The organism is Nocardioides sp. L-11A, from assembly GCA_029961745.1.
Lineage (GTDB): Bacteria > Actinomycetota > Actinomycetes > Propionibacteriales > Nocardioidaceae > Nocardioides.
This window is the reverse complement of the sequence record CP124680.1, coordinates 889,136-911,499: the sequence shown is the minus strand read 5'-3', so window position 1 is coordinate 911,499 and position 22,364 is coordinate 889,136. Positions and strand designations below refer to the sequence as shown.

Sequence of the window (22,364 nt, the reverse complement as noted above, 5' to 3'; positions counted from 1 at the left end):
CGGCCGGGCTCCCGATCCTTCAGTTCGCGGCGACCCGACGAGACGCGCGCTCGACCACGGCGGTCGCGACCTGGGCGGCCTGACCCCGGATCTCGGGGATGGCGGTCGACTCCCACAGCGTGCCCTTGCGCGGTGGGCCGACGACGAAGAGCCCGTCGACCACCCGGCCGCCGGCGTCGCGGACGGCGCCGTCGACGGTGGCGTCGATGCCGAGGGCGAGGGGATCGGGCGCGACCGTGCCGCGGGCGACGAGAGCGCGCAGCAGCGGGTCGCCGCTGTGCCGCACGTCGGCGAGCGGGCCGGTGCAGTTGACGACCGCCTCGGCCTCGACCGGCTCCTGGCCGGGCGCGAGGGTGACCCGACACCGCTCACCGAGGTCCACGACGGCGTGCAGACCGCCGGCCCGGAGGTCCAGCCGGTCGTCGTACCGGTAGGACTGGAGTCGCAGCGCGACCTCGGGCGCCATCCGGTGCCGACGTACCTCCCAGTCGCGGGCGTGGACGTCGAGGAAGCGGCGGCGCTCGGCGAGCGGGAGCCGGCGCCACAGCTCCTGGGTGAGCGGGCGGAGACCGTCGACCACCGCCCGCCAGCCGACGCCGCGCTCGACGGCGGCCCGGCACTCCTCGGCGACCGCGGCCGCGATCGCGTCGGCGGTCACGGCGTCGTCGGGGACCTTGGTGACCCACGCGGTGTGGGCCTGGCCGACGTGCGGCTTGGGCAGCAGGCCGTGGCGACTGACCAGGGTGACGTGCCGGGCCGGGCCGTCCTCGAGCAGGGTGATGGCGGTGTCGATGCCGGTCAGGCCGGTGCCGACCACGACGACCCGCGCGTCGGCCGGCAGCGTGCGCAGGCGGCCCAGCTCCCACGGGTTGGCGATGTGCCAGGACGCGTCGGGCAGCGCCGCCCCGTCCGCCGTGGCGAGCGGACGGGGCGGCTGGTTCCCGTGGCAGAGCACGACGGCGTCCGCGGTCGACCTGGACCGCTCGGTGACGAGCTCGAAGCCGGCACCGGTGCGGACGACGTCGAGCACCCGCCCGGCCCGGATCCGGAGCCGGTCGTCGGCGACGTCGGCCAGCCGGTCCTGGAGGTAGATCGCGTAGTCGGCGCGCGGGAGGAAGCCCTGCGGGTCGCTGCTGCGGCCGGTGCGCTGCGCCCAGTCGAGGAGATCGGACGGGGCGTCCGGGAACGCGCTCATGTGACGGGCCCGGACGTTGAGCAGGTGCCGCCAGTCGTTGGTGCCGTACGCCACGCCGCGGCCGACGATCCCGCTGGCCTCGTGGACCACGACCTCGAAGCCGGGGTCGTGCGAGCGGACGAGCAGGTTGATCGCGGTCAGCACCCCACTCGCGCCACCGCCGATCACCGCCACCCGGGTACGCGCGCGAGGGGCTGTCGAGGGGATCGTCACCGTCATGGAAGTTAGTTTAGCGGATCACTCTACTTAGGTCTGTTTCGTTGAGTTGCCGCATCCTCGCCGTTGAGTTGCCGCATCCTCACCATTGAGTTGCGCACCGCGCAGACTCGACACCTCGACAGCGGCAACTCGAGCGCGAGGATGCGGCAACTCAACGGCGAGAACGGGGAAACTCAACGACGGCCGAGGTTGCGCAGCAGCAGCGCCTCGGCGAGCAGCACCTTCTCGAACTCGGCGAGGTGGAGTCCCTCGTTGGGGCCGTGGGCGCGGGTGTCAGGGTCCTCGACGCCGGTGACCAGCACGGCGGCCCGGGGGAAGGACTCCAGGAACTCCGCGATGAACGGGATCGAGCCGCCGACGCCCATGTCGACCGGCGCGGTGCCGTCCCAGGCCTCGGTGAACGCCGCCCGCGCGGCGTCGTACGCCGGGCCGGTGACGTCGAGCGCGATCGGCTCGCCGGTGTCGACGACCTCGATCGAGAGCTGGGCACCCCAGGGGACGTGCGCCTCGAGGTGGGCGCGCAGGCAGGCCAGCGCGTTCTCAGAGGTCTCGCCGGGGGCGGTACGCAGCGCGAGGCGGGCGCGGGCCGACGGGATGAGGGTGTTGGAGGAGCCGTCGACCTTGGGCGCGTCGAGTCCGATGACCGAGAGCGCGGGCTGGGTCCACAGCCGCTCGACGGCCGGCCCGGAGCCGATCCACTCCACGCCTTCGGCGACGCCGGACTCGGCGCGCAGCCGCTCCTCGGGGTAGTCGATGTCGGCGGCCGGGCCGCTGTGCAGGCCGGCGACGGCGACCGTGCCGGCGTCGTCGTGCAGAGTGGCGATCAGGCGCGAGAGGGTGATCAGGGCATCCGGGACGAGGCCGCCCCACATGCCCTGGTGGACGGCGTGGCCGAGGGTGCGGACCTCGACGTTGACCCGGACCAGGCCGCGCAGGCTGGTGGTCAGCGCGGGGACGCCGATGTCCCAGTTGCCGGAGTCGGCGATGACGATGACGTCGGAGCGCAGCTCGTCGACGTACTTCTCCAGCAGCTGCGGGAGGGTCGCGCTGGCGACCTCCTCCTCGCCCTCGATGAACAGGCGCACGGTGACGGGCAGGTCGTCGCCGAGCAGCCGCAGGGCGGCGACGTGGGTCATGATGCCGGCCTTGTCGTCGGCGGCACCGCGCCCGTAGAGCCGGCCGTTGCGCTCGGTCGGCTCCCACGGCGCGCTGTCCCACTCGGCGTGGTCGTTCTCGGGCTGCACGTCGTGGTGGGCGTAGAGGAGCACCGTGGGCGCACCCGCGGGCCCCACCTTCTCGCCGATCACGGCGGGCGGGGCGCCGTCGAAGGCGCGCACGATCTGCACGTCCACTCCCTCGGCAGCGAAGAGGTCGGCGGTCGCCCGCGCGCTCACCTCGACCTGGTCGAGGCGGCTGGGGTCGGCGCTGACGGACTGGATGCGGACGAGGGCCTCGAGGTCCGATCGGACACCCGGGAGGAGCTCGGCGAGGCGCGTGCGCAGGTCGGTGGTGGAGACGGGTCCGGACATGCCTCTCAACATAGGGGGCAGGATCGGGCCATGGCACTTTCTCGGACCCTCGTGACCATCGCCGCCTCGGCGGCCCTCGCCCTCGCCCTCGGTGGGTGCGGAGACGACGGCGACGACAGCGTCAGCGGGGGCGACCGCGCGACCCCCTCCCCCACCGACGACGCCGGTACGCCGGCCGAGCCGGTGCAGGTCCGCCGGGTGCTCGCGATGGCGGCCGACGCCTGTCCCGCCGCCGCCCAGCCGGACCCGGCGGCGGAGGCGCTCGCCTGCGACGACGAGGGCACGGCCTACCGGCTCGCGCCGGCGGACATCGTCGGCGGCGTCGACGACGCGGAGGCGGTGCTCGGCGCGGACGGCACCGGATGGACGGTCGCGGTCGAGTTCGACGACGAGGCAGCCTCGGCCTTCGCGGACCTCACCCGGGAGCTGGTCGGGACGGGACAGCAGGTCGCGATCGTCGCGGGTGGGACGATCATCACCGCGCCGGTCATCCAGTCGGCGATCACCGACGGCAAGGTGCAGATCGCGGGCGACCTGGACCGCGCCGGGGCCGAGGCCCTGGCCGGCGAGCTGGAGGGCTGAGCCCCCTCACCCCAGCGGCAGGTACGGCGTCAGGTCGGTCCGCTCGCCGCTGGCCCGCACCCGGCCGTCGGCGACGGCCGACGCCCACCCGAGTCCTCCGGTGGCGAGGGCGATCCAGGTGGCGGCATCGGTCTCGATGACGGCGGGCGGGGTGCCGCGGGTGTGCCGCACGCCCTCGATCACCTGCACGGCGGCGTAGGGCGGCACCCGGACCTCGACCGAGCGTCCGGGCGCGCGGGTCTCCAGGAGCGCGAGGAAGTGCTTGGTGAGCAGCCGGAGGTCCGCGCGCTCGGCCGGACCGGACGCGAGGCGGGCCAGGGCGGCCGCCACGTCGCCGTCAGGGGCGGGCTTGAGCCGGGCGGGCATCAGACGTCGTCCTCCGGATAGGGCTGGATGAGCTGGAACACCGAGTAGGTCTCACGATCCTCGCCGGGCCCGCGGGCGCGGCCGGCCTCACGCCGGCGCTCGACGACCTCGGCGAGCTCCTCCATCAGTGCGCGGGCCTCGTCGGCGCTCAGCAGCAGCGACCACTCCGAGACGCTGCGGCCGGGGTTGTCCGTGCCGTCGACGGCGAGCGCGCGCTCGACGAGGTGCCGGCCGCGGGCGACGGTGTTGCGCTGGAAGACGGCGTACGCGGCACGCCCGCCGGGCTGGGCCAGCATGTCGGCGGTGCGGAACCGGATGCCGTCGGGGTCGACCAGCCGCCAGACCCGGTCGCGGCGGTCGCGCCCGGCGTCGGGGTCCTCCTCGACCAGGCCGTACTTCGCCAGCTGCCGCAGGTGGAAGCTGGCCTGGTTGGCCGGGATGTCGAGCAGCCGGGCGATGTCGGCGGCGCGCAGCGAGCCGGCGGCGGACAGCTCGTGGAGGACCCGGTTGCGGGTGGGGTGAGCGATCGCGCGCAGGATCCGCGGGTCGTCGTACATCACCATGACGCCACCCTAGCGATCATGCGCAGGACCTATTGCGCACATACCCTTGCGCAACTATAGATGCGCAACTTACGGTGCGGGAATGACCTCCTACCGCTCGCTGGCGCGCAACCGCGACTTCACCGCGCTCTGGATCGGGGCGACCGTCACCGAGCTGGGCACCCGGGTGATGACCTTCGCGCTGCCCCTGGTGACCTACGCACTGACCGACTCGGTCCTGTGGGCGGCGGTCGCGGAGGCGGCGTACCTGGTGGGGATGGTCGCGATGCTGCTCCCGGCCGGCGTGCTCGCCGACCGCTGCCACCGGCTGCGGCTGATGCGCCTCTCCCTCGGCGCGGGTGCCGGCCTGCACGCCTCGCTGGTCGCGGCCGGCCTCGCCGGACGGCTCACCCTCCCCCACCTGCTCGCGGTCGCGGTCACCAGCGGCGTGGTCGCCGGCCTGTTCACGCCGGCGGAGAACTCGGCGGTCCGCCGGGTCGTCGCGCGCGGGGACCTGCCGACCGCGCTCAGCCAGCAGCAGGCCCGCCAGCACATCGCCAGCCTGCTCGGGGGGCCACTGGGCGGCGCGCTGTACGGCGTCGCCCGCTGGGCACCGTTCGCCGCCGACGCCCTCACCTACGCCCTCGGCTGGGCCCTGCTCGGCCGGGTCCGCACCGACCTGTCACCCGAGCCGCGGCCGAGCAGCGCTGCCCGGAGCCGTCCCCTGCACGACCTCGGCGAGGGCCTGCGGTTCCTGTGGACGCACCGCTTCCTGCGGATCCTGCTGTGCTGGTCACCGGCCGCCAACCTGGTCGTCAACGCGCTCTTCTTCGTCGCCCTGCTGCGCCTGGTCGAGGCCGGGTTCCCGGCCTGGCAGATCGGGCTGGCCGAGACGGCGGTCGGGGCCTCCGGCATCCTGGGCGCCCTCGCCGCGCCCGCGCTCATCGAACGCCTCCCGACCGGGGCGCTGGTGCTGCTGGGGGCCTGGAGCTTCGTGCCGCTCGCCGTGCCGCTCGCGCTGTGGAACCACCCGACGGCGCTCGCCCTCGCCTCCTCCGTCGGCATCTTCCTCAACCCGGCCGGCAACGCGGCCCTCGGCTCCTACCGGCTGCTGATCACGCCGCCCGAACTGGCCGGGCGGATGCAGGCGACGATGCAGGTCGCGTCCATGCTGACCATCCCGGTCGCCCCCGCGCTGGCCGGCGCCCTGCTCACGCTCGGCGGCGGCCGGGACGCCGTCCTCGCGCTCGGCGCACTGACCGCCGTCGTCGCCCTGGTGCCCACCCTGGCCCGGTCGGTCCGGGCGGTGCCGCGCCCGGCCGAGTGGCCCGTGCCCGACGTCCCAGATCCGAGTCCGGCACCCACCGGATGACGCCAGCCACCACAATGGGGCCCATGCTCCCTCGTCGACGCTCAGCGAGCGTGCTCGGCCTGCTCCTGCTCGCGCCCGCCCTCGCCGCCTGCGGCGGCGACCCCGCCGGGATCGCGGCCGGCGACGTGGTCCCGGCCCGGCACGACGCGGGGATCGCCGAGAGCGGGAGCGAGACCACGATCGCGCTGCCGATCGGCAACCTGCTGGTCACCGTCGGGAAGGCGGTCCGCGAGATCTCCGCCGACGACACCCGCCAGCTCGAGAAGCTGAGCGCCGCCGACGGCGAGGTGTTCATGCCGGTCAGCTGGCAGTACGACACCACCTCGCTCGGCACCTACGCCCGCTACCTGGAGACGACCTCGACGCCGGTGGTCGACCTGATCGTCGACGGTGCGTCCTACCGGATCCCGCCGCCGGAGGTCTCGACCGAGGGCCCGGAGTCCTTCTTCGTCGCCGTCCGCGGGTCGGGTGACGGGCCCGAGCTGAAGGTCGACTTCGACGGCGTCGTGCAGACCGCCGACCTGACGACCGGCGACGTCGACTCCGGCGCCGCGGCGCCTCTCTACGACCTGGCCCCGGCGACCGGCGAAGCCGTGCCCTGCGGCGGCGCGGTCCGACCGAGCCGCGCCGTCACGGTCAGCGAGCTGTCCTTCACCTGCACCATGACGCCGCCCGTCCGGCTGCCGTACGCCGGCGACGCATGGGCCGCCGACGGTCGCACCTGGCTCGCGACCACGGTGGAGACGGCCTTCGGCCGCTGGGACGAGGCCGCAGCCGACCTCAGTGCGGGCGCGATCTACTACGCCGGCACCGTCGACGGCGTCTTCACCCTCGGCGGGTCGAAGGCCGTCCAGGTGATCCGCGACGCCGGCCGGGGCACCTGCCCCGATATCGCCAACCAGAACTGCAGCGCCGTCTTCCACGTGCTCTTCGACGTCGGCGAGGACGCGCCGCGGAACCTCGTGATCAAGCAGCGCTACGAGCTCGGCCGGACCTCGACCTGGGGCACGATCGACGCGCCGGAGCAGATCAAGCTGACCGTGACCGACCGGACCCGGCTGCCGTAGCGGAGGACCGCTCAGCCCAGCGCATCCGGCAGGGTGGCGCTCCAGGCCTCCCGGAGCTCGGCGACAGGCACTTCGAACTGGCCCTCGACGGCGAGGACGTCGCCGCCGGTGGTGCCGAGCTCCGTCATCACGACGTCGTGGCGGGCGCACAGGGCGCGCAGCTCGTCGAGGTCGCCGGCCGGGAGCGTGACGACGGCACGGGCGGCCGACTCGGCGAACAGGCCGACGAAGGGGTCGCCCTCGAGGCGCACCGAGACGCCGATGCCGCTGACCATCGCCGCCTCCGCGAGGGCCTGGGCCAGGCCGCCGTCGGAGAGATCATGGGCACTGGTCGCGACGCCGACCAGGTCCTGGAGCAGGCGGGCGAGGTTGCGCTCGGCCCGCAGGTCGACCCGCGGCGGGAGGCCGCCGAGGTGGCCGTGCACCACGTGGGCCCACTCCGAGCCGGACAGCTCCTCGCGGGTGGTGCCGAGCAGCACGACCTGCTCGCCGGCGGCCTGGAAGGCCGAGGGGGTACGGCGGCGCACATCCTCGATCACTCCGAGCACCGCGACGACCGGGGTCGGCAGGATCGCCGTCTCGCCGGTCTGGTTGTAGAGGCTGACGTTGCCGCCGGTAACCGGGATGCCGAGCTCGGCGCAGGCGTCCTTGAGGCCGCGGCAGGCCTCGGCGAACTGCCACATCACGTCGGTGTCCTCGGGCGAGCCGAAGTTGAGGCAGTCGCTGACCGCCAGCGGCAGCGCTCCGCCGGTGGCGACATTGCGGTAGGCCTCGGCGAGCGCGAGCTGGGCGCCGGCGTACGGGTCCAGCTTGGCGAAGCGGCCGTTGCAGTCGGTGGCGACCGAGACGCCGAGATGGGTCTCCTCGTCGACGCGGACCATGCCGGAGTCGGCGGGCTGGGCCAGGACCGTGTTGCCCTGGACGTAGCGGTCGTACTGGTCGGTGATCCACGACTTGTCGCAGAGGTTCGGGCTCGCGACGAGCGTGCGCAGCGTCGCCAGCAGCTCCGCGCCGGTCTGCGGCCGGGCCAGCTTCTCGGCGCCGTCGGCCTGCAGCGCGTCCTGCCAGTCGGGGCGGGCGTACGGACGCTCGTAGACCGGCCCGTCGTGCGCCACGGTCCGCGGGGGTACGTCGACGACGGTCTCGCCGTGCCAGTCGATGACCAGGCGACCGGTCTCGGTGACCTCGCCGATCACCGCGGCCTCGACGTCCCACTTCGTGGTGATCGCGAGGAAGGCGTCGATGTCGCCCGGCTCGACGATCGCCATCATCCGCTCCTGGCTCTCGCTCATGAGGATCTCCTCGGGCGAGAGCGTCGAGTCGCGCAGCGGCACCTTGTCGAGGTGCACGAGCATGCCGCCGTCGCCGGCGGACGCGAGCTCGGAGGTCGCGCAGGACAGGCCGGCGCCGCCCAGGTCCTGGATGCCGGCGACCACGCCGGCACCGAACAGCTCGAGGGTGCACTCGATGAGCAGCTTCTCCATGAACGGGTCGCCGACCTGCACGCTGGGGCGCTTCGCGGGGCCGTCAGCGTCGAACGTCTCGGAGGCCAGCACCGACACGCCGCCGATCCCGTCGCCGCCGGTGCGGGCGCCGTACAGGACGACGAGGTTGCCCTCACCGGACGCCTTCGCGAGGTGGAGGTCCTCGTGACGCAGCACGCCGACGCACAGCGCGTTGACGAGCGGGTTGCCGAGGTAGGTCTCGTCGAAGACCGCCTCGCCACCGATATTGGGGAGCCCGAGGCAGTTGCCGTAGCCGCCGACGCCCGCGACGATCCCGGGCAGCACGCGGTGGGTGTCATCGGCGTCGAGGGGGCCGAAGCGCAGCGGGTCCATGACCGCGATCGGGCGCGCGCCCATCGCGATGATGTCGCGGACGATGCCGCCGACGCCGGTCGCGGCGCCCTGGTAGGGCTCGACGTACGACGGGTGGTTGTGGCTCTCGACCTTGAAGCTGACGGCGTAGCCCTGGCCGATGTCGATGACGCCGGCGTTCTCGCCGATGCCGGCGAGCATCGGGCCGATCGGGGTCTCCTGGGCGAGCTCGCCGAACTGCTTGAGGTGCACCTTGGAGGACTTGTAGGAGCAGTGCTCGCTCCACATCACCGAGTACATCGCCAGCTCGGCCCCGGTGGGCCGGCGGCCCAGGATCTCGCGGATCCGGGCGTACTCGTCGGCCTTCAGGCCCAGCTCGGACCAGGGCTGCTCCCGGTCGGGGTCACCGGCCGCCACGGCCACGGTGTCGAGCGTCGGACGGGCGGGTGCGGAAGCGGTGTCGGCCACGGCCCCAAGGGTATCCGTGGCCGGTCCGATCGCCCTGATCGGCTCAGCCCCCGTGACTGCGAGCGACCTCGGCGCCGGGCCGCAGGTCGAGGTCGGCGAGCTCGCCCAGGACCTCGGCCTCGGTCGGGCCGTAGATCGTCACCGAGTACGGCGCGCCGCGGTCGGCGTACCAGACCGCGAGCTTGCGCCCCCGGTCCCGGCCGTCCGCCTTGGTCATCGCGACCCAGGCCGCCTCGAGGTCGTCGCGGACGTCGGCCGACCGCAGGGCGTCGCGGCGGTAGTTGTCGTCCATCAGCTCCCAGTCCCGCCACTGGGTGTAGTGCACCGAGACGGCGGACGACTCGTCGTGGCACCAGCTGGCCCGCAGCCGCCTCGGTTTGGGCTCGGCCACCTCCGTGCAGCCGGCGGCGCGCGGGAAGGCGGCGACGAGCGGGTCGGACGCGGGCTGGGCCCGAGCGGCCACGTCGGCGCCCCGCGGCAGGTCGAGGTCGGCGAGCGCGACGAGCACCGCCCGCTCGGTGTCGGCGCAGACGGTGACCGAGTACGGCGCCGCGGGGTCGTCGTACCAGAGGGCGAGCTTGCGCCGGCAGAGCCCGCGGTCGACCTCGGCGAGCTCCACCCAGGCCGCCCGCAGGTCGGAGCGGTACGCGTAGCCCCGCTCGGTCCGGTCGCGGTAGTTGGCGTCCATGGCCTCCCCGTCCCACCACTGGGCGTAGTACACCGACGACCTGTCGTCGAGACACCAGCGGGCCCGCAGCCGGGCCGACTTGGGATCGGGCACGACCTCGCAGTCGGCGGCGCGCGGGAACACCCTGAGCAGCGGGTCGGACTCCGGCTCGGCCCCGCCGGTCGTCGCGGCGTCCGCGCGCGGCGACGGCGACGGGTCGGAGCGGGTGAGGGCCCAGGCGGCCGCGCCGACGACCAGGACGAGGAGCGCGAGGACGACGAGTCCGATCGGCCAGGAGACCCGCCGGGGACGTCCGGCCGGCGTGGCGAGCGCCGGACGCGGCCGGGTCGGCGGACCGGTGTCGACGAGGGTGGGCTCGGCGTCGTCGAGCGGGATCGCGTCGAGCGCGGCGACAAGCTCGGCCGTCGTACCGAACCGGGCGGCGGGGTCCTTGGCCATCGCGAGGGCGAGGACCTCGTTGACCGCCGCGGCGTCGGTGCTCGAGGCCGGCAGCTGCGGGACCGGGCCCTGGAGGTGGCCGAGCAGGACCTGGCCGGTGGCCCCCTCGTACGGCGCCCGCGCGGTGAGCGCCGCCCAGAGCACACAGCCGAGCGCGTAGACGTCCGCGGCGACCGTCGCGTCGGCGCCCTGGTGCCGCTCGGGCGCCATGTAGCCGGGCGTCCCGACGGCGCCGGTGGTGGCGAGCTGCGCGAGGTCGGCGACGGCGGCGATGCCGAAGTCGCACAGCACCGGACGGATCCGGCCGTCCGGCTGCCGGGAGACCAGCACGTTGGACGGCTTGATGTCGCGGTGCAGGATGCCGACGTCGTGGGCGGTGCCGAGCCCCAGCGCCAGGTCGCGGACCAGCGCCACGGCGTCGGGCAGGAACAGCGGGCCCTCGTCGCGCAGCAGCTGGTTGAGATCCCCGTCGGCGACCAGCTCGGTGGCGATGAAGAGCGCGCCGTCCTCCTCGCCGGCGTCGAAGACGCGCACGACGTACGGCGAGTCCAGCCGGGCGAGCGCCTTCGCCTCGCGCAGGAAGCGGGCCCGGTAGGCCGCGTCGTCCACGAGATGCGGCGCGAGCACCTTGAGCGCGACCGGTCGGTCGAGGTCGCGGTGCACCGCCGCCAGGACCACGCCCATCCCACCGCGACCGAGCCGTCCGGTGACGTCGTACCGACCGAAGGAGTCACCCGGTTGCAGCGCCACCCCGCCACCGTATGCGAATTACAGAGTTGTAGTTCACCGGGAGGCCTGTTACCGATGTGAAAGTTGTGGTTATCGTGACTCGGCTCCCCGCCCGAAAGCTTCCCCTTCCCCTGGAGTCTGCGATGCCTTCCCGGCCCCTTCCCCCGTCCGCCCATCCCCGGTCCGGCCACCGGTTCCGCGTCCCGATCGCGGGTGCCGCCGCCGGTGCGCTGGCGGTGCTGCTGACCCTGGCCCTGCTGACCCCGCTGGGCGGAACGCCGCGGGCGGCGGACCCGGACGCGCCCGTCGACGCGCCGGTCGACGCGCCGATCAACCTGGCCGCGAACTCGACCAACCCGGTCACACCGGGCGACTTCACCGGCTACGGCTTCGACCAGTGCGAGACCCAGTCGCAGAAGAACATGGACGCCTGGCTGGCCCATTCCCCCTTCCGCGCGGTCGGGATCTACATCTCCGGCGCCTCGCGGTTCTGCCGGACCCAGAAGAACCTGACCCCCACCTGGGTGTCGACCCAGCTCGCCAAGGGCTGGCGGCTGCTCCCGATCACGCTCGGCCCGCAGTCGAGCTGTGTGGGTCGCTTCCCCCGCTACGGCGCGGCCATCGACCCGACCATCAGCAACGCCGCCGCCGGCGGCTACGCGGCCGCCCGCGGCCAGGGCACGGCCGAGGCGGACAGCGCCGTGGCCGCGGCCCAGGCGCTGGGGATCGTCCCCGGCAGCACGCTCTGGTACGACCTCGAGGGCTGGGGCAACTACAAGGACGCGACCTGCCGTGAGTCGTCCCTCGCGTTCCTGAGCGGCTGGACGACCCGGACCCGCGAGCTCGGCTACGTGTCGGGCGTCTACTCCAGCGCCGGCTCCGGCATCCGGATCCTCGACGACGCGCGCCGGCAGGCCCGGACCGACGTCGTGCTCCCCGACCGGATCTGGATCGCCCGCTGGGACGGCGTCGCGAACACCTCCACCAGCTATATCGCCGAGGACGGCTGGCGGCCCGGCAACCGGATGAAGCAGTACCGGGGCGGCCACAACGAGACCTGGGGCGGCGTGACCATCAACATCGACAGCAACTGGCTCGAGCTGGGCAACGGGACCCCGCCGCGCTGCGGCGGCGTCAAGGTCGACCTGGCCAACTACAAGAAGATCACCCCGAGGAAGGCCAAGCCCAAGCAGGTCCGGGCACTCAAGTGCCTGCTGCAGGAGCAGAGCCTCTACCCGGGCAAGATGTCGAAGAAGTACAACAAGTTGCTGAGGAGTGGCATCCACGGCTGGCAGGCGCGCGCCGGCCAGAAGGTCAAGGACAAGTGGACCAAGAAGAACTGGGCCTCCCTCCTGGCTGGGGGCGCCTCGTAGGTCACCGTCGCGACGGGAACGGACCCCCAGGTCAGCCGCCGAAGCCGACCTGCGGGTCGAGACCGGTCCGCATCCGCCAGCCGAGCAGCGCGATGCCGAGCCCGGTGCGATGGTCCGGCTCGTCGAGGGAGACACCGAGCAGTCGCTCGATCCGGGTCAATCGGTCGTAGAGCGACTGGCGGCGGATGCCGAGCAGGTCGGCCGCCCGGGCCTTCGACAGCGAGCAGGCGAGATAGGCGTCGAGGGTCCGCAGCAGCTCGCTGCGGTGCTCGCGGTCGTGGTCGATGAGCGGGCCGATCTGCTCACGGACGAACCCGCGCATCGCGGCCGGATCGACCGACGAGGTGACCAGCCGGTGCGCCGCGACGTCGCGCTCCATGACGACCCCGTCGCGCCGGCCGTAGCGCCGGGCGGTGCGCAGCACCTGTCGCGCGCGGCCGACCGCCGGCGCGAGATCGCCGGGGTCGGCGACCGGAGTGGCGGCCGCGACCAGGACCCGCCCGGGGAGCCGGGCGACGAGCCGGTCATGGGCCGCGGTCAGCTCGTCGCGGACCTGTGCCGGCACCGGGCGCCGGCCACCGCGATGCACCACGACGACGTGTCCGCCACTCACGCCGACCAGCACCGCGGGGTCGGCCCGCTCGTCGTCATGGAAGGCCGCCTCGACGGCGGCCGCCGCGTCCGTCAGTGGCACGGCGGCATCCACCTCGACCGCCACGACGACCAGGTGGCGCCCCTCCTGCGGCGGCCAGCCCAGCGCGGCCAGCCGGCGCAGGACGTCGGCCCGGGACACCACGACGCCGGCCACCAGGTCCGAGACCAGCGACTGGGCCGGGCCAGGACGGTGCCCGGCCCCGCTCCCCCGGCCGACCTCGAGCGCGACGGCGTGCGCAGCGACCTCGGCCAGCCGCAGCCGTTCGGGGCTCTCCGTGCCGAGGAGCCGCAGCGTGCCGACCGGTCCCGCCGGCCCCCGCACCGGCGTGCGGATCTCGGCGTCGTCGGACACCGAGGCGATCCGGCTGCGCTCGACCGTCTGTCCCTCCGGGTCGCGCAGCTCGACCGCGCAGCCGGCGAGCCGGGACACCTCGTCGAGCAGGGACCGCAGGCCCCGGCCCTCGATCACCACCTGGGTGAGTGCCCGCCAGCCCGCGTCGCCGGCGTCGCCGCCCGCCGCGACCCGGCGGCGGACCAGCAGCTCGTGGAAGTCCTCGACCATCCGCTCGAAGGGCACCATCGCCGGGAACGCCAGCAGCGCCAGATCGCGACGGCGGGCAGCCGACAGGATCGGCTCGGGTACGGCGAAGAAGGTGCGGCCCAGCTCCAGCGCGAGAGCCGCGATGCCGGCGTCGGCCAGCTGGTCGACGTACGCCGCCAGGTGGTCGGCCGTGCGCCCGTGCAGGCCGAGGCCGGTGGTGAGCAGCACCTCGCCCCCGGCGAGCAGGGCGCCCATCTCGAACACCTCCGAGGAGTGCACCCAGCGCACCTGGACCCGCTCGACGTCGCCGTGCAGCACCTCAGTGCTGGCAGCCCGGAACGACGGGAGGGCCAGCACCTCGGCGAGAGTTGCCCCCACTAGGACGCTCTGTCCGGAGAATCACAGGTCATGCCGGACATTATGTCCCTTGTCGCCGCGTGGCGCCTCTGGTGATGTGAGCCCCGACACACCGACTTCACCGGAGGCAGCCCATGATCACCGACGACGACCGCAGGTTCCTCGGCCTCGCCATCGAGCAGGCCCGGATCGGCTGGGAGGAGGGCGGCATCCCGATCGGCGCCGCGCTCGTCCACGAGGGCGAGGTCCTCGCCGTCGGCCGCAACCGGCGCGTCCAGCAGGGCTCCGCGATCCGGCACGGCGAGACCGACTGCATCGAGAACGCCGGCCGGCTACCCGCCAAGATCTACCGGGCGAGCACGCTCTACACGACCCTCTCCCCGTGCTTCATGTGCGCCGGCACCTCGGTGCTCTACGACATCCCGCGGATCGTGGTCGGCGAGAACCGGAGCTTCCAGGCCTCCGAGGAGTGGCTGCGCTCGCGCGGCGTCGTGGTCGACGTGCTCGACGACCCGATCTGCCGCGAGCTGATGGACACCATGATGCGCGAGAAGCCCGACCTGTGGGCCGAGGACATCGGGGAGGAGGCATGACCCTCTCCAGCGACCAGGCACGGCCCGGCAGCGAGGCCGCCGCGGCGGTCGTCGACCCCGACTACCCGGTGACGCCGGTCCCGGCGCAAGCCCGCAAGTCGTTCATCTCCCTGGCGGTCGTGCTGCTCGGCTTCACCGTCTTCACGCCGACGATGCTGGCCGGCGCCCAGCTCGGCTCGGCCTTCGCCCTCGGCGAGCTGCTGCGGGTGATCCTGCTCGGCTCGCTGATCCTCGGCACGTACGTCGCCCTGCTCGGCTGGATCGGCGCCAACACCGGCCTGACCACGGTCGTGATGGCCCGCTACGTGCTGGGCCACCGCGGCAGCAAGCTCGGCTCGATCCTGCTCGGCGGCACCCAGATCGGTTGGTACGGCGTCGTCATCGGCACCATCGGCGACCTCACCGCCCAGGCCTTCGAGTGGGAGTCCGGCGCCGCCAAGGCCGCCGTGATGATCCTGACCAGCATCCTGATGTGCCTGACCGCCTGCTACGGCTATCGCGGCATGTACTGGGTCTCCGCGATCTCCACGCCGCTCATCCTGATCCTCGCGTTCTGGGTGCTCTTCCGCTCCCTCGAGGAGGTCGGCGGCTGGTCCGGGCTGGCCGATGTCGAGCCCAACGGCTCGATGACCATGGCGGTCGCGATCACCACCGTGGTCGGCACCTTCGTCTCGGCCGGCACCCAGGCACCCAACTGGACCCGCTTCGCCCGCACCGGCAGCCAGGCACTGGTCGCCTGCGTCATCGGCTTCCTGATCGGCAACGGGCTGATGATCTTCTTCGGCGCGACGGGCGCGATGACCTTCGGCCAGGGCGACTTCGTCCTCGTGCTCTACGACCTCGGCCTGGTCACCTGGGGCCTGGTGCTGCTCTTCGGCAACCTGTGGAAGTCCAATGCGGACACCGCCTACGCCTTCGGCGTCGCCGGCGCGGAGCTGTTCGAGAAGCCCCGGAAGACGCCGTTCGTCATCTACGGCTCGGTCATCGGCACGGTCCTCGCCCTGGTCGGCGTGCAGAACCACCTCGTCGACTACCTGGTCCTGCTCGGCGTCTTCATCCCGCCGCTCGGCGGCGTGATCATCGGCGACTACTACGCCCGCTGGCGCCGGGGCGGGATGCCCGAGGGCGAGCGTCTGCCGGCCCTCAACGTCATGAACCTCGCGGTCTACGCGGTCGCCAGCGGCGCCGCCTGGATCGCCAAGGAGACCGAGTTCGGCGTGCCACCTGTCATCGGTGTCGTGCTGGCCGCATGCGGCTCGTACGCCGTCGGGCGCGCCGGACTCAACCGCCGGCTCACCCCCACCGGGCACTGAGCCGGCTCCTGGCCCCGGGCCCCACTGGGGCGGGTCCGGGGCCGGGGCACACGTCCGCGGGCAGGGAGCGTCAGGCGAAGGCGGTCTCGACGAGCGAGGTGAAGAAGCCGAGCCCGTCGAGGCCGCTGCCGGTCAGCTCCTCGACGGCGTGCTCGGGATGCGGCATCAGGCCGACGACATTGCCCCGCTCGTTGGCGACACCGGCGATGTCGTCGAGGGAGCCGTTGGGGTTGACCTCGAGATAGCGCGCCACGACCTGGCCCTCGCCCTCGATCCGGGCGAGGGTCTCGGCGTCGGCGACGAAGCCGCCCTCGCCGTTCTTGAGGACGATCCGGATCTCCTGGCCGGCGGCGTAGGCCGAGGTCCAGGGGGTCCGGTTGTTCTCGATGCGCAGCAGCTGGTCGCGGCACACGAACCTGCGGTGATCGTTGCGGATCAGCGCGCCGGGCAGCAGGTGGGACTCGCAGAGGATCTGGAAGCCGTTGCAGATCCCGAGGACCGGCATGCCCGCGCCGGCGGCCTCGACGACCTTGTCCATGACCGGGGCGAACCGGGAGATGGCCCCGCAGCGCAGGTAGTCGCCGTACGAGAAGCCGCCCGGCAGGATGACCGCGTCGACGCCCTTGAGGTCGGCGTCACCGTGCCAGAGGGCGACCGCCTCGTTGCCGCCGATCCGCACCGCGCGCTGCGCGTCGACGTCGTCGAGCGAGCCGGGGAAGGTGACGACGCCGACCTTCACCGCGCGACGCCCTGCTCGACCGTGACGGTGTAGTTCTCGATCACCGGGTTCGACAGCAGGGTCTCGGCCATCTTGTCGACCTCGGCGAGGATCGCGTCGGTGACCTCGCCCTCGAACTCGATCTCGAACCGCTTGCCCTGGCGGACGTCGGTCACGCCGGCGAAGCCCAGCCGGGGCAGTGCGCCCTGGACGGCCTTCCCCTGGGGGTCGAGGATCTCGGGCTTCGGCATGACAGCTACGACGACTCGGGCCACGGCCCGCAGTCTAGTGGCGCGGCGCGTGGCGACCGATTCCGCGCTCCCCTCGCGGACGAGGGGCAGACTGGGGGCATGAGCAACCCGACACCCGGCGCGTACGCCCGCTCCTCACTGCTGAAGCTGGAGTTCCCCCAGTCGCTCGCGGTGTACGACGACTACACGACCGCGCAGCGCACGGTCGACTTCCTCGCCGACGAGGGCTTCCCGGTCCAGAACTGCATGATCGTCGGCACCGACCTCAAGCAGGTCGAGCGGATCACCGGACGCCTCACCAGCGGCCGGGTGGCGGCCGGGGGCGCGATGAGCGGGCTCTGGTTCGGCCTGTTCGTGGGCGTCCTGTTCAGCTTCTTCGGCACCGGTGACACGCTGGCGATCATCGCCTCGACGGTCCTGCTGGGCCTGGCGTTCGGCGTGGTCTTCGCCCTCGCGGGCTACGCCGTCACCCGGGGGCAGCGGGACTTCTCGTCGGTCAGCTCGGTCGTCGCGACCCGCTACGAGGTGCTCGTCGAGCACAAGGTGGCGGCGCAGGCCCGGGAGCTCCTCGCGAAGCTCCCGGGCGCCCTGCCCAACCCGTTCAGCTGACGCAGCGCCGCCTTCGATAGGCGACCCGCTCGGCCCCGACCGACTCAGGCCGGCCGCCAGGCGGACTCAACCCACCGCCGGTCCCGACCGCGTGGTCGGCAGCGTGTCGCCCCGCGCGCAGCGCATCGGAGGCAAGCATGGGCCCGGAGGGCCTGTGCGCCGCCTTCGATAGGCGACCCGCTCGGCCCCGACCGACTCAGGCCGGCCGCCAGGCGGACTCAACCCACCGCCGGTCCCGACCGCGCGGTCGGCAGCGTGTCGCCCCGCGCGCAGCGCATCGGAGGCAAGCATGGGCCCGGAGGGCCTGTGCGCCGCCTTCGATAGGAGGCCCGCTCGGCCCCGACCGGCGCAGGCCGGCCGCCAGGCGGACTCGGCCCACCGCCGGTCCCGACCGCGTGGTCGGCAGCGTGTCGCCCCGCGCGCAGCGCATCGGAGGCAAGCATGGGCCCGGAGGGCCTGTGCGCCGCCTTCGATGGGGCGACACGCTCGACCAATTCAACTCAGCTCGCGCTTGAGGATCTTGCCGGTGGCGGTCATCGGCAGGGCCTCGACGATCTCGACGATGCGCGGGTACTTGTAGGCCGCCATCTGCTCCTTGCCCCAGGCCACGATCTCCTCCGGGGTGGCGCTCGCGCCCGGCTTCAGGATGACGAACGCCTTGATCTCCTCACCGTGGCTCTCGTGCGGGACACCGATCACGGCCGCGAGGGAGACCGCCGGGTGGGTGAGGAGGACCTCCTCGATCTCACGCGGATACACGTTGAAGCCGCCGCGGATGATCATGTCCTTGGAGCGGTCGACGATGTAATACCAGCCGTCGGCGTCCTTGCGGCCGAGATCCCCGGAGCGGAACCAGCCGTCGGCGTCGATCGCCTCGGCGGTGGCGTCGGGCCGCTTGTAGTAGCCCTTCATGATGTTGTGGCCCTTGATGGCGATCTCGCCGATGCCGTCCGGGTCGGTGACCTCGTCCCAGGTCTCAGGCACGAGCAGCTTCATCTCGACACCGGGGATCGGCGTGCCGATCGAGCCGACGCGCACCGGTGAGCCGAACGGCGAGAAGCTCGCCACCGGCGAGGTCTCGGAGAGGCCGTAGCCCTCGAGGATGGTGACGCCGAAGCGCTCCTCGAACTGGTGGTGCACCTCGACCGGGAGCGCCGCGCCGCCGGCGACCGCGACCCGCAGGTGGGCGGCGAGCGTCTTCACGTCGACGCTGTCGTCGAGCGCGTTGAGCAGCCCCCAGTACATCGTCGGGACGCCGGCGAAGAAGGTGACCTTCTCCTTGAGCATCAGACCGATGGCGGGCGCGGCCTCGAAGCGCGGCAGCATCACGACGGTGCCGCCGAAGGCGAAGCCGCCGTTCTGGATGACGGTCTGGCCGAAGGAGTGGAACAGCGGCAGCACGCACAGGTAGGTGTCCGGGCGGGCGGGGTCGGCCCCGAACAGGTCCGTGCCGGACAGCGCGTTGTCGCGCATGTTGCGGTGCCGCAGCTCGGCGCCCTTGGGCTGGCCGGTGGTGCCGGAGGTGTAGAGGATGACGGCGGTGTCGTCGTCGTCCACGGCGACCGTGTCGAAGGTCGGCGCCTGACCGGCGAGCGCCTGACCGAAGGTCTCGGTGCCCTCGATCGGCGACGGCGCGGTCGGGTCGGCGGTGATGACGAAGAAGTGCTCGCAGCCGCCCTTGTCGCGGTCCTCCTGGAAGCCGGCGTACGCCTCGGCGCCGATCGCGAGCTCCGGCGTGCCCTGGAAGGCGAAGTAGGCCTTCGCGTCCGAGTCGCCGAGGTGGTAGGCGACCTCGCGGCCCTTGAGCAGCACGTTGAGCGGGACGACGGTCGCGCCGGCCTTGAGGATGCCGAAGTAGATGATCGTGAAGTACGGCAGGTTCGGGCAGCTCAGCGCGACCTTGTCGCCGGGCTTGATCCCGCGCGAGACCAGGAGGTTGGCGACCTGGTTGGCCGCGCCGTCGACCTGCGGATAGGACAGTCGCGTGTCCCCGAAGACGATCGCGGTGCGGTCGGGAAAGTTCTGGGCGCTGTTCTCGAGGAACTCGGCGAGGTTCGTCATGCGCACAAACTACTGGCCGGACGTGAGTCCGGTCATCGGTCGTGGGCCCAGGGGCTCGCCGGAGCGGTCGGGCGCGGGACTAGCCGGTCGCCCCGGCAAGTAACACGCCGTCCACCGCACTGGCCTCCACTTCTCCGCAGGAAGGCGCCGATCTCGACCGGAACGACGCGGACAACCGCCGGGGAGTGCGGTGGACAGCGTGTTACTGCCCCGCGCGCCCCGCCCGAATGGCACCGCCCGGGCGGGTCAGAACCGCTCGCCGGTGAGGAGCTCGTAGGCCTCGAGGTAGCGGCTGCGGGTGCGCTCGACCACCTCGGCGGGAAGCGGCGGCGGGGCCTCCCCCGAGGCCTTGTCCCAACCGCTCTCGGGCGAGAGGGCCCAGTTGCGCACGATCTGCTTGTCGTACGACGGCTGCGCGCGGCCGGGTCGCCAATCGTCGGCCGGCCAGTACCGCGAGGAGTCGGGGGTGAGCACCTCGTCGGCGAGGACGATCCGGCCGTCGCCACCGGGGACGAGGCCGAACTCGAACTTGGTGTCGGCGAGCAGGATGCCCCGCTCGCGGGCGATCTCCTCGGCCCGGCCGTAGACCCGCAGGGTCAGGTCGCGCAGGGCCGCGGCGGCGTCCGCGCCGACCGTGGCGACCACCGCGTCGTACGAGACGTTCTCGTCGTGGTCGCCGAGCTCGGCCTTCGTCGCGGGGGTGAAGATCGGCTCGGGCAGGCGGCTGCCGTCCTGGAGACCGGCCGGCAGGGCGATGCCGCACACCTCCCCCGAGGCGCGGTAGTCGAGGAGACCGGACCCCGTGAGATAGCCACGGGCCACACACTCGACGGGGAACATGTCGAGTCGCTCACAGACGACGGCGCGGCCGCGCACGGCCTCCGGCACGTCGGTCGAGACGACGTGGTGAGGCACCAGGTCGGCCAGCTGCTCGAACCACCACAGCGACATCCGGGTGAGGATCTCGCCCTTGTCGGGGATGGTCGTCTCCAGCACGAAGTCGAAGATCGAGAGCCGGTCGCTGGCGACCATGAGGAGCTTGCCGGCGTGCGGCCCCTCGGTGAGCTCGTAGAGGTCGCGCACCTTGCCGGAGTGCAGGTGGCGGGCGCCGGGGACCTCCGGGGCGGGCGGAATGTTCGCGAGCGTCACGGGCCTAGCCTATTCAGCCCTGTCCGGTGACCGCCGCCGCGTACTCCTCGGGTGAGACCCACTCCGCCGAGGCGACGACCTCGAGGAACTCCTTGCGGGTCAGCCCGGTGCCTTCGAAGATCAGCGCCGAGGTCGAGGTGGCGGGCACGGCGGCAACCCGGTACTGCGTGCCGTCCGCCTCCTTCCACTCGGCGAGCAGGCTCCGCTCGCCCAGCACCGTGATCTCCTCGCGGACGTCGGCCTCGAGGTAGCGGTCGTAGACGAACGGGTCCTCGACTCCGCCGACCGGCGACATGAGAACCTGGGCGCGGCCGCGCTCATAGAAGTACTGATGGTCCTCCATGCCCAGCGACCAGCCCGGGTCCCGGATCAGGGCGGGCCGCTCCGGGATGAGCGGACGATAGCTTCCCGGCGCTTCGTAGCCGGCGTCGGCGAACGCCTTCGCCGGGAGGTGGTCGCGGGCGTCGGCCGGATCCAGCGGCGTGAGCCGGTCGAGCAACCCGAGATAGGCACTCTTGGAGAGGCCCGTGCCCCGCGCCTCGATGGTGTGCTCGCCAACCACCTCGCGGATCACCGTGTGGTCGTCGTCCGCGTAGGCCCACAGGCGTGCCGGAGCGCCCAGCACCTCGACATCCTCGCTGACCCCGATGTCCTCGCGATCGGTCACATATCCGGCGTACGCGTCGGCGGGGCGCCAGTTGATCTCCAGATCCGCCTCGTCGCCGCTCCGGTAGACCAGGTCGCCGCCGTGGTCGTCGACCCTGGCATAGGTCAACACCCAGCCCGGTGCCTCCAGGACGGCGAGCTCGCCGCTGCCCCGACCGGGCGTCGCGGTCACGGCGGAGCCGTCGTCGCCCTGTCGGCCGAGCCAGGCCGTTCCGGCGACCACGGCCGCGACCGCCGCCACGGCGACGAGGACGGGCACGATCCGGCGAAGCGGTGACGGGGCGATCGGATCGGGGGTCTCGACAGGGGTCAGGGTCATGATCTCCTCCAGCAGCTCGGCGCGACCCTCCCGGACGGCGAGGCCCGCGACACCGGCGTCGGTGATCGTGCGGTTCATCGGGAGCCCTCCTTCGGGGTCGAGGTGATGGGTTCTGCAGGGAGATGTCCGGCGCCGGGCGGATCGTTGCCGAGCAGGCCCCGCAGTCGGGTCCGGGCGCGCGACAGCCGCGGCCGTACGACGGTCGCGGGGAGACCGAGCACCTCGGCGATCTCCCGCGGCTCCAGTCCCTCCCACAGGTGCAGCTGGAGCACCTCCTCGTCACGGGCGCTGAGCCGCTTCATCGCGGCCGTCACGTCGGCCCGGTGCACCACGTCGTCGGCCAGATCGGCCATGGCATGGGCGATCTGGAGCCGCAGACGATCGCCGAGCGCCGCCCGGCGTCCCTCCCCGCGACGGTGGTTGGCGAGCGTGCGCCGCGCGACGCCGTAGAGCCACGGCCGGGCTCCCTCCCCCGGCGGCACGTGACCCAGCCGGCGCCAGGCGACGAGGAAGGTGTCGGCCGTGACGTCGGCCGCATCCTCGGGGCGGTCGGTGCGGCGCAGGGCGAAGCCGAGCACCGCGTCGAAGTGCGCGGCGTACAGCCGGCGGAAGTCGTCCTCCCGGGCGGGGCCCGGGCCCGAGATGTCGCTCATGCCTCTCCCATGTCCGGCTCCGGGAGGATCGTTGCACCGCGGGGGCCGGCCAGGTGCGGTTCACCTACCGGAATTGTCGTGAACCGGGCTCCGCG

General features: G+C 72.9%; 20 protein-coding genes. 7 read left to right on the top strand and 13 right to left on the bottom strand.

What is annotated here, in order from left to right; all coding sequences use genetic code 11:
* Positions 1-19 precede the first annotated feature (19 nt).
* Together QJ852_04120 and QJ852_04115 are read right to left on the bottom strand one after the other, a co-directional pair.
* Complete coding sequence (locus QJ852_04120; GenBank protein ID WGX97628.1) at positions 20-1,414, bottom strand: FAD/NAD(P)-binding protein; 1,395 nt, start codon at positions 1,412-1,414, stop codon at positions 20-22.
* 173 nt (positions 1,415-1,587) lie between these two features.
* Entirely contained in the window at positions 1,588-2,943 is a 1,356-nt protein-coding gene (locus QJ852_04115) for a dipeptidase (protein WGX97627.1), read from the bottom strand.
* A 30-nt stretch (positions 2,944-2,973) separates the two neighbouring features.
* Between QJ852_04115 and QJ852_04110 the strand changes: the two genes are divergently transcribed.
* Entirely contained in the window at positions 2,974-3,525 is a 552-nt protein-coding gene (locus tag QJ852_04110) for a hypothetical protein (GenBank protein ID WGX97626.1), read from the top strand.
* Between the two features lie 6 nt (positions 3,526-3,531).
* On the opposite strand, the gene QJ852_04105 is transcribed toward QJ852_04110, so the two are convergent.
* Both QJ852_04105 and QJ852_04100 read right to left on the bottom strand, forming a co-directional pair.
* Positions 3,532-3,891, bottom strand: coding sequence for a sterol carrier family protein (locus tag QJ852_04105; GenBank protein ID WGX97625.1), 360 nt, complete (start codon positions 3,889-3,891; stop codon positions 3,532-3,534).
* Positions 3,891-4,454, bottom strand: coding sequence for a helix-turn-helix domain-containing protein (locus QJ852_04100; protein ID WGX97624.1), 564 nt, complete (start codon positions 4,452-4,454; stop codon positions 3,891-3,893). The genes QJ852_04105 and QJ852_04100 overlap by 1 nt, the downstream gene beginning before the upstream one ends.
* Before the next feature lie 82 nt (positions 4,455-4,536).
* Between QJ852_04100 and QJ852_04095 the strand changes: the two genes are divergently transcribed.
* Both QJ852_04095 and QJ852_04090 read left to right on the top strand, forming a co-directional pair.
* Positions 4,537-5,805, top strand: coding sequence for an MFS transporter (locus QJ852_04095; GenBank protein WGX97623.1), 1,269 nt, complete (start codon positions 4,537-4,539; stop codon positions 5,803-5,805).
* A 23-nt stretch (positions 5,806-5,828) separates the two neighbouring features.
* Positions 5,829-6,872, top strand: a complete 1,044-nt coding sequence (locus QJ852_04090) for a hypothetical protein (GenBank protein WGX97622.1) — start codon at positions 5,829-5,831, stop codon at positions 6,870-6,872.
* Positions 6,873-6,883: 11 nt separating this feature from the next.
* On the opposite strand, the gene purL is transcribed toward QJ852_04090, so the two are convergent.
* Positions 6,884-9,157, bottom strand: coding sequence for a phosphoribosylformylglycinamidine synthase subunit PurL (gene purL, locus QJ852_04085; GenBank protein WGX97621.1), 2,274 nt, complete (start codon positions 9,155-9,157; stop codon positions 6,884-6,886).
* A gap of 43 nt (positions 9,158-9,200) precedes the next feature.
* Entirely contained in the window at positions 9,201-11,033 is a 1,833-nt protein-coding gene (locus QJ852_04080; protein ID WGX97620.1) for a serine/threonine-protein kinase, read from the bottom strand.
* Positions 11,034-11,155: 122 nt separating this feature from the next.
* Here QJ852_04080 and QJ852_04075 point away from each other — a divergent pair, with 122 nt between their 5' ends.
* Positions 11,156-12,385, top strand: a complete 1,230-nt coding sequence (locus QJ852_04075) for a DUF1906 domain-containing protein (GenBank protein ID WGX97619.1) — start codon at positions 11,156-11,158, stop codon at positions 12,383-12,385.
* A gap of 31 nt (positions 12,386-12,416) precedes the next feature.
* On the opposite strand, the gene QJ852_04070 is transcribed toward QJ852_04075, so the two are convergent.
* Positions 12,417-13,958: a PucR family transcriptional regulator ligand-binding domain-containing protein gene (locus QJ852_04070; protein ID WGX97618.1), complete on the bottom strand. Its 1,542-nt coding sequence runs from the start codon at positions 13,956-13,958 to the stop codon at positions 12,417-12,419.
* Between the two features lie 113 nt (positions 13,959-14,071).
* On the opposite strand from QJ852_04070, the gene QJ852_04065 reads away from it, so the two are divergent.
* Complete coding sequence (locus QJ852_04065; GenBank protein WGX97617.1) at positions 14,072-14,530, top strand: nucleoside deaminase; 459 nt, start codon at positions 14,072-14,074, stop codon at positions 14,528-14,530.
* A complete protein-coding gene (gene codB, locus QJ852_04060; protein ID WGX97616.1) occupies positions 14,527-15,843 on the top strand; it encodes a cytosine permease in 1,317 nt (438 codons plus the stop codon). Before QJ852_04065 ends, codB begins: the two co-directional genes overlap by 4 nt.
* 70 nt (positions 15,844-15,913) lie before the next feature.
* On the opposite strand, the gene purQ is transcribed toward codB, so the two are convergent.
* On the bottom strand, positions 15,914-16,582 hold the full coding sequence (gene purQ, locus QJ852_04055; protein ID WGX97615.1) for a phosphoribosylformylglycinamidine synthase subunit PurQ: 669 nt from the start codon (positions 16,580-16,582) through the stop codon (positions 15,914-15,916).
* Positions 16,579-16,836: a phosphoribosylformylglycinamidine synthase subunit PurS gene (gene purS / locus QJ852_04050; GenBank protein WGX97614.1), complete on the bottom strand. Its 258-nt coding sequence runs from the start codon at positions 16,834-16,836 to the stop codon at positions 16,579-16,581. Before purS ends, purQ begins: the two co-directional genes overlap by 4 nt.
* 75 nt (positions 16,837-16,911) lie before the next feature.
* Between purS and QJ852_04045 the strand changes: the two genes are divergently transcribed.
* Positions 16,912-17,421 (top strand): hypothetical protein, encoded by a 510-nt coding sequence (locus tag QJ852_04045; GenBank protein ID WGX97613.1) that lies wholly within the window; start codon positions 16,912-16,914, stop codon positions 17,419-17,421.
* A gap of 495 nt (positions 17,422-17,916) precedes the next feature.
* Here the strand turns inward: QJ852_04045 and QJ852_04040 are convergent, their stop codons facing one another.
* The 4 genes from QJ852_04040 to QJ852_04025 all read right to left on the bottom strand — a co-directional run bounded on the left by QJ852_04040 (position 17,917) and on the right by QJ852_04025 (position 22,269).
* A complete protein-coding gene (locus QJ852_04040; GenBank protein WGX97612.1) occupies positions 17,917-19,482 on the bottom strand; it encodes a long-chain fatty acid--CoA ligase in 1,566 nt (521 codons plus the stop codon).
* 246 nt (positions 19,483-19,728) lie between these two features.
* Positions 19,729-20,631 carry a phosphoribosylaminoimidazolesuccinocarboxamide synthase gene (locus QJ852_04035; GenBank protein ID WGX97611.1) on the bottom strand — a complete coding sequence of 301 codons (903 nt, stop codon included), beginning with the start codon at positions 20,629-20,631 and terminating at the stop codon, positions 19,729-19,731.
* A gap of 13 nt (positions 20,632-20,644) precedes the next feature.
* The gene (locus QJ852_04030; protein ID WGX97610.1) at positions 20,645-21,694 is read right to left on the bottom strand and encodes a hypothetical protein; all 1,050 of its coding nucleotides are present in this window, start codon (positions 21,692-21,694) and stop codon (positions 20,645-20,647) included.
* Positions 21,691-22,269: a sigma-70 family RNA polymerase sigma factor gene (locus tag QJ852_04025; GenBank protein WGX97609.1), complete on the bottom strand. Its 579-nt coding sequence runs from the start codon at positions 22,267-22,269 to the stop codon at positions 21,691-21,693. The genes QJ852_04030 and QJ852_04025 overlap by 4 nt, the downstream gene beginning before the upstream one ends.
* Between the last annotated feature and the right edge of the window lie 95 nt (positions 22,270-22,364).

Excerpts from the sequence above, each read along its gene's own strand:
- QJ852_04120 (WGX97628.1), bottom strand. The coding sequence starts at position 1,414 with ATGACGGTGACGATCCCCTCGACAGCCCCTCGCGCGCGTACCCGGGTG.
- QJ852_04115 (WGX97627.1), bottom strand. The coding sequence starts at position 2,943 with ATGTCCGGACCCGTCTCCACCACCGACCTGCGCACGCGCCTCGCCGAG.
- QJ852_04110 (WGX97626.1), top strand. The coding sequence starts at position 2,974 with ATGGCACTTTCTCGGACCCTCGTGACCATCGCCGCCTCGGCGGCCCTC.
- QJ852_04105 (WGX97625.1), bottom strand. The coding sequence starts at position 3,891 with ATGCCCGCCCGGCTCAAGCCCGCCCCTGACGGCGACGTGGCGGCCGCC.
- QJ852_04100 (WGX97624.1), bottom strand. The coding sequence starts at position 4,454 with ATGGTGATGTACGACGACCCGCGGATCCTGCGCGCGATCGCTCACCCC.
- QJ852_04095 (WGX97623.1), top strand. The coding sequence starts at position 4,537 with ATGACCTCCTACCGCTCGCTGGCGCGCAACCGCGACTTCACCGCGCTC.
- QJ852_04090 (WGX97622.1), top strand. The coding sequence starts at position 5,829 with ATGCTCCCTCGTCGACGCTCAGCGAGCGTGCTCGGCCTGCTCCTGCTC.
- QJ852_04075 (WGX97619.1), top strand. The coding sequence starts at position 11,156 with ATGCCTTCCCGGCCCCTTCCCCCGTCCGCCCATCCCCGGTCCGGCCAC.
- QJ852_04065 (WGX97617.1), top strand. The coding sequence starts at position 14,072 with ATGATCACCGACGACGACCGCAGGTTCCTCGGCCTCGCCATCGAGCAG.
- codB (WGX97616.1), top strand. The coding sequence starts at position 14,527 with ATGACCCTCTCCAGCGACCAGGCACGGCCCGGCAGCGAGGCCGCCGCG.
- QJ852_04045 (WGX97613.1), top strand. The coding sequence starts at position 16,912 with ATGAGCAACCCGACACCCGGCGCGTACGCCCGCTCCTCACTGCTGAAG.
- QJ852_04040 (WGX97612.1), bottom strand. The coding sequence starts at position 19,482 with ATGACGAACCTCGCCGAGTTCCTCGAGAACAGCGCCCAGAACTTTCCC.
- QJ852_04030 (WGX97610.1), bottom strand. The coding sequence starts at position 21,694 with ATGAACCGCACGATCACCGACGCCGGTGTCGCGGGCCTCGCCGTCCGG.
- QJ852_04025 (WGX97609.1), bottom strand. The coding sequence starts at position 22,269 with ATGAGCGACATCTCGGGCCCGGGCCCCGCCCGGGAGGACGACTTCCGC.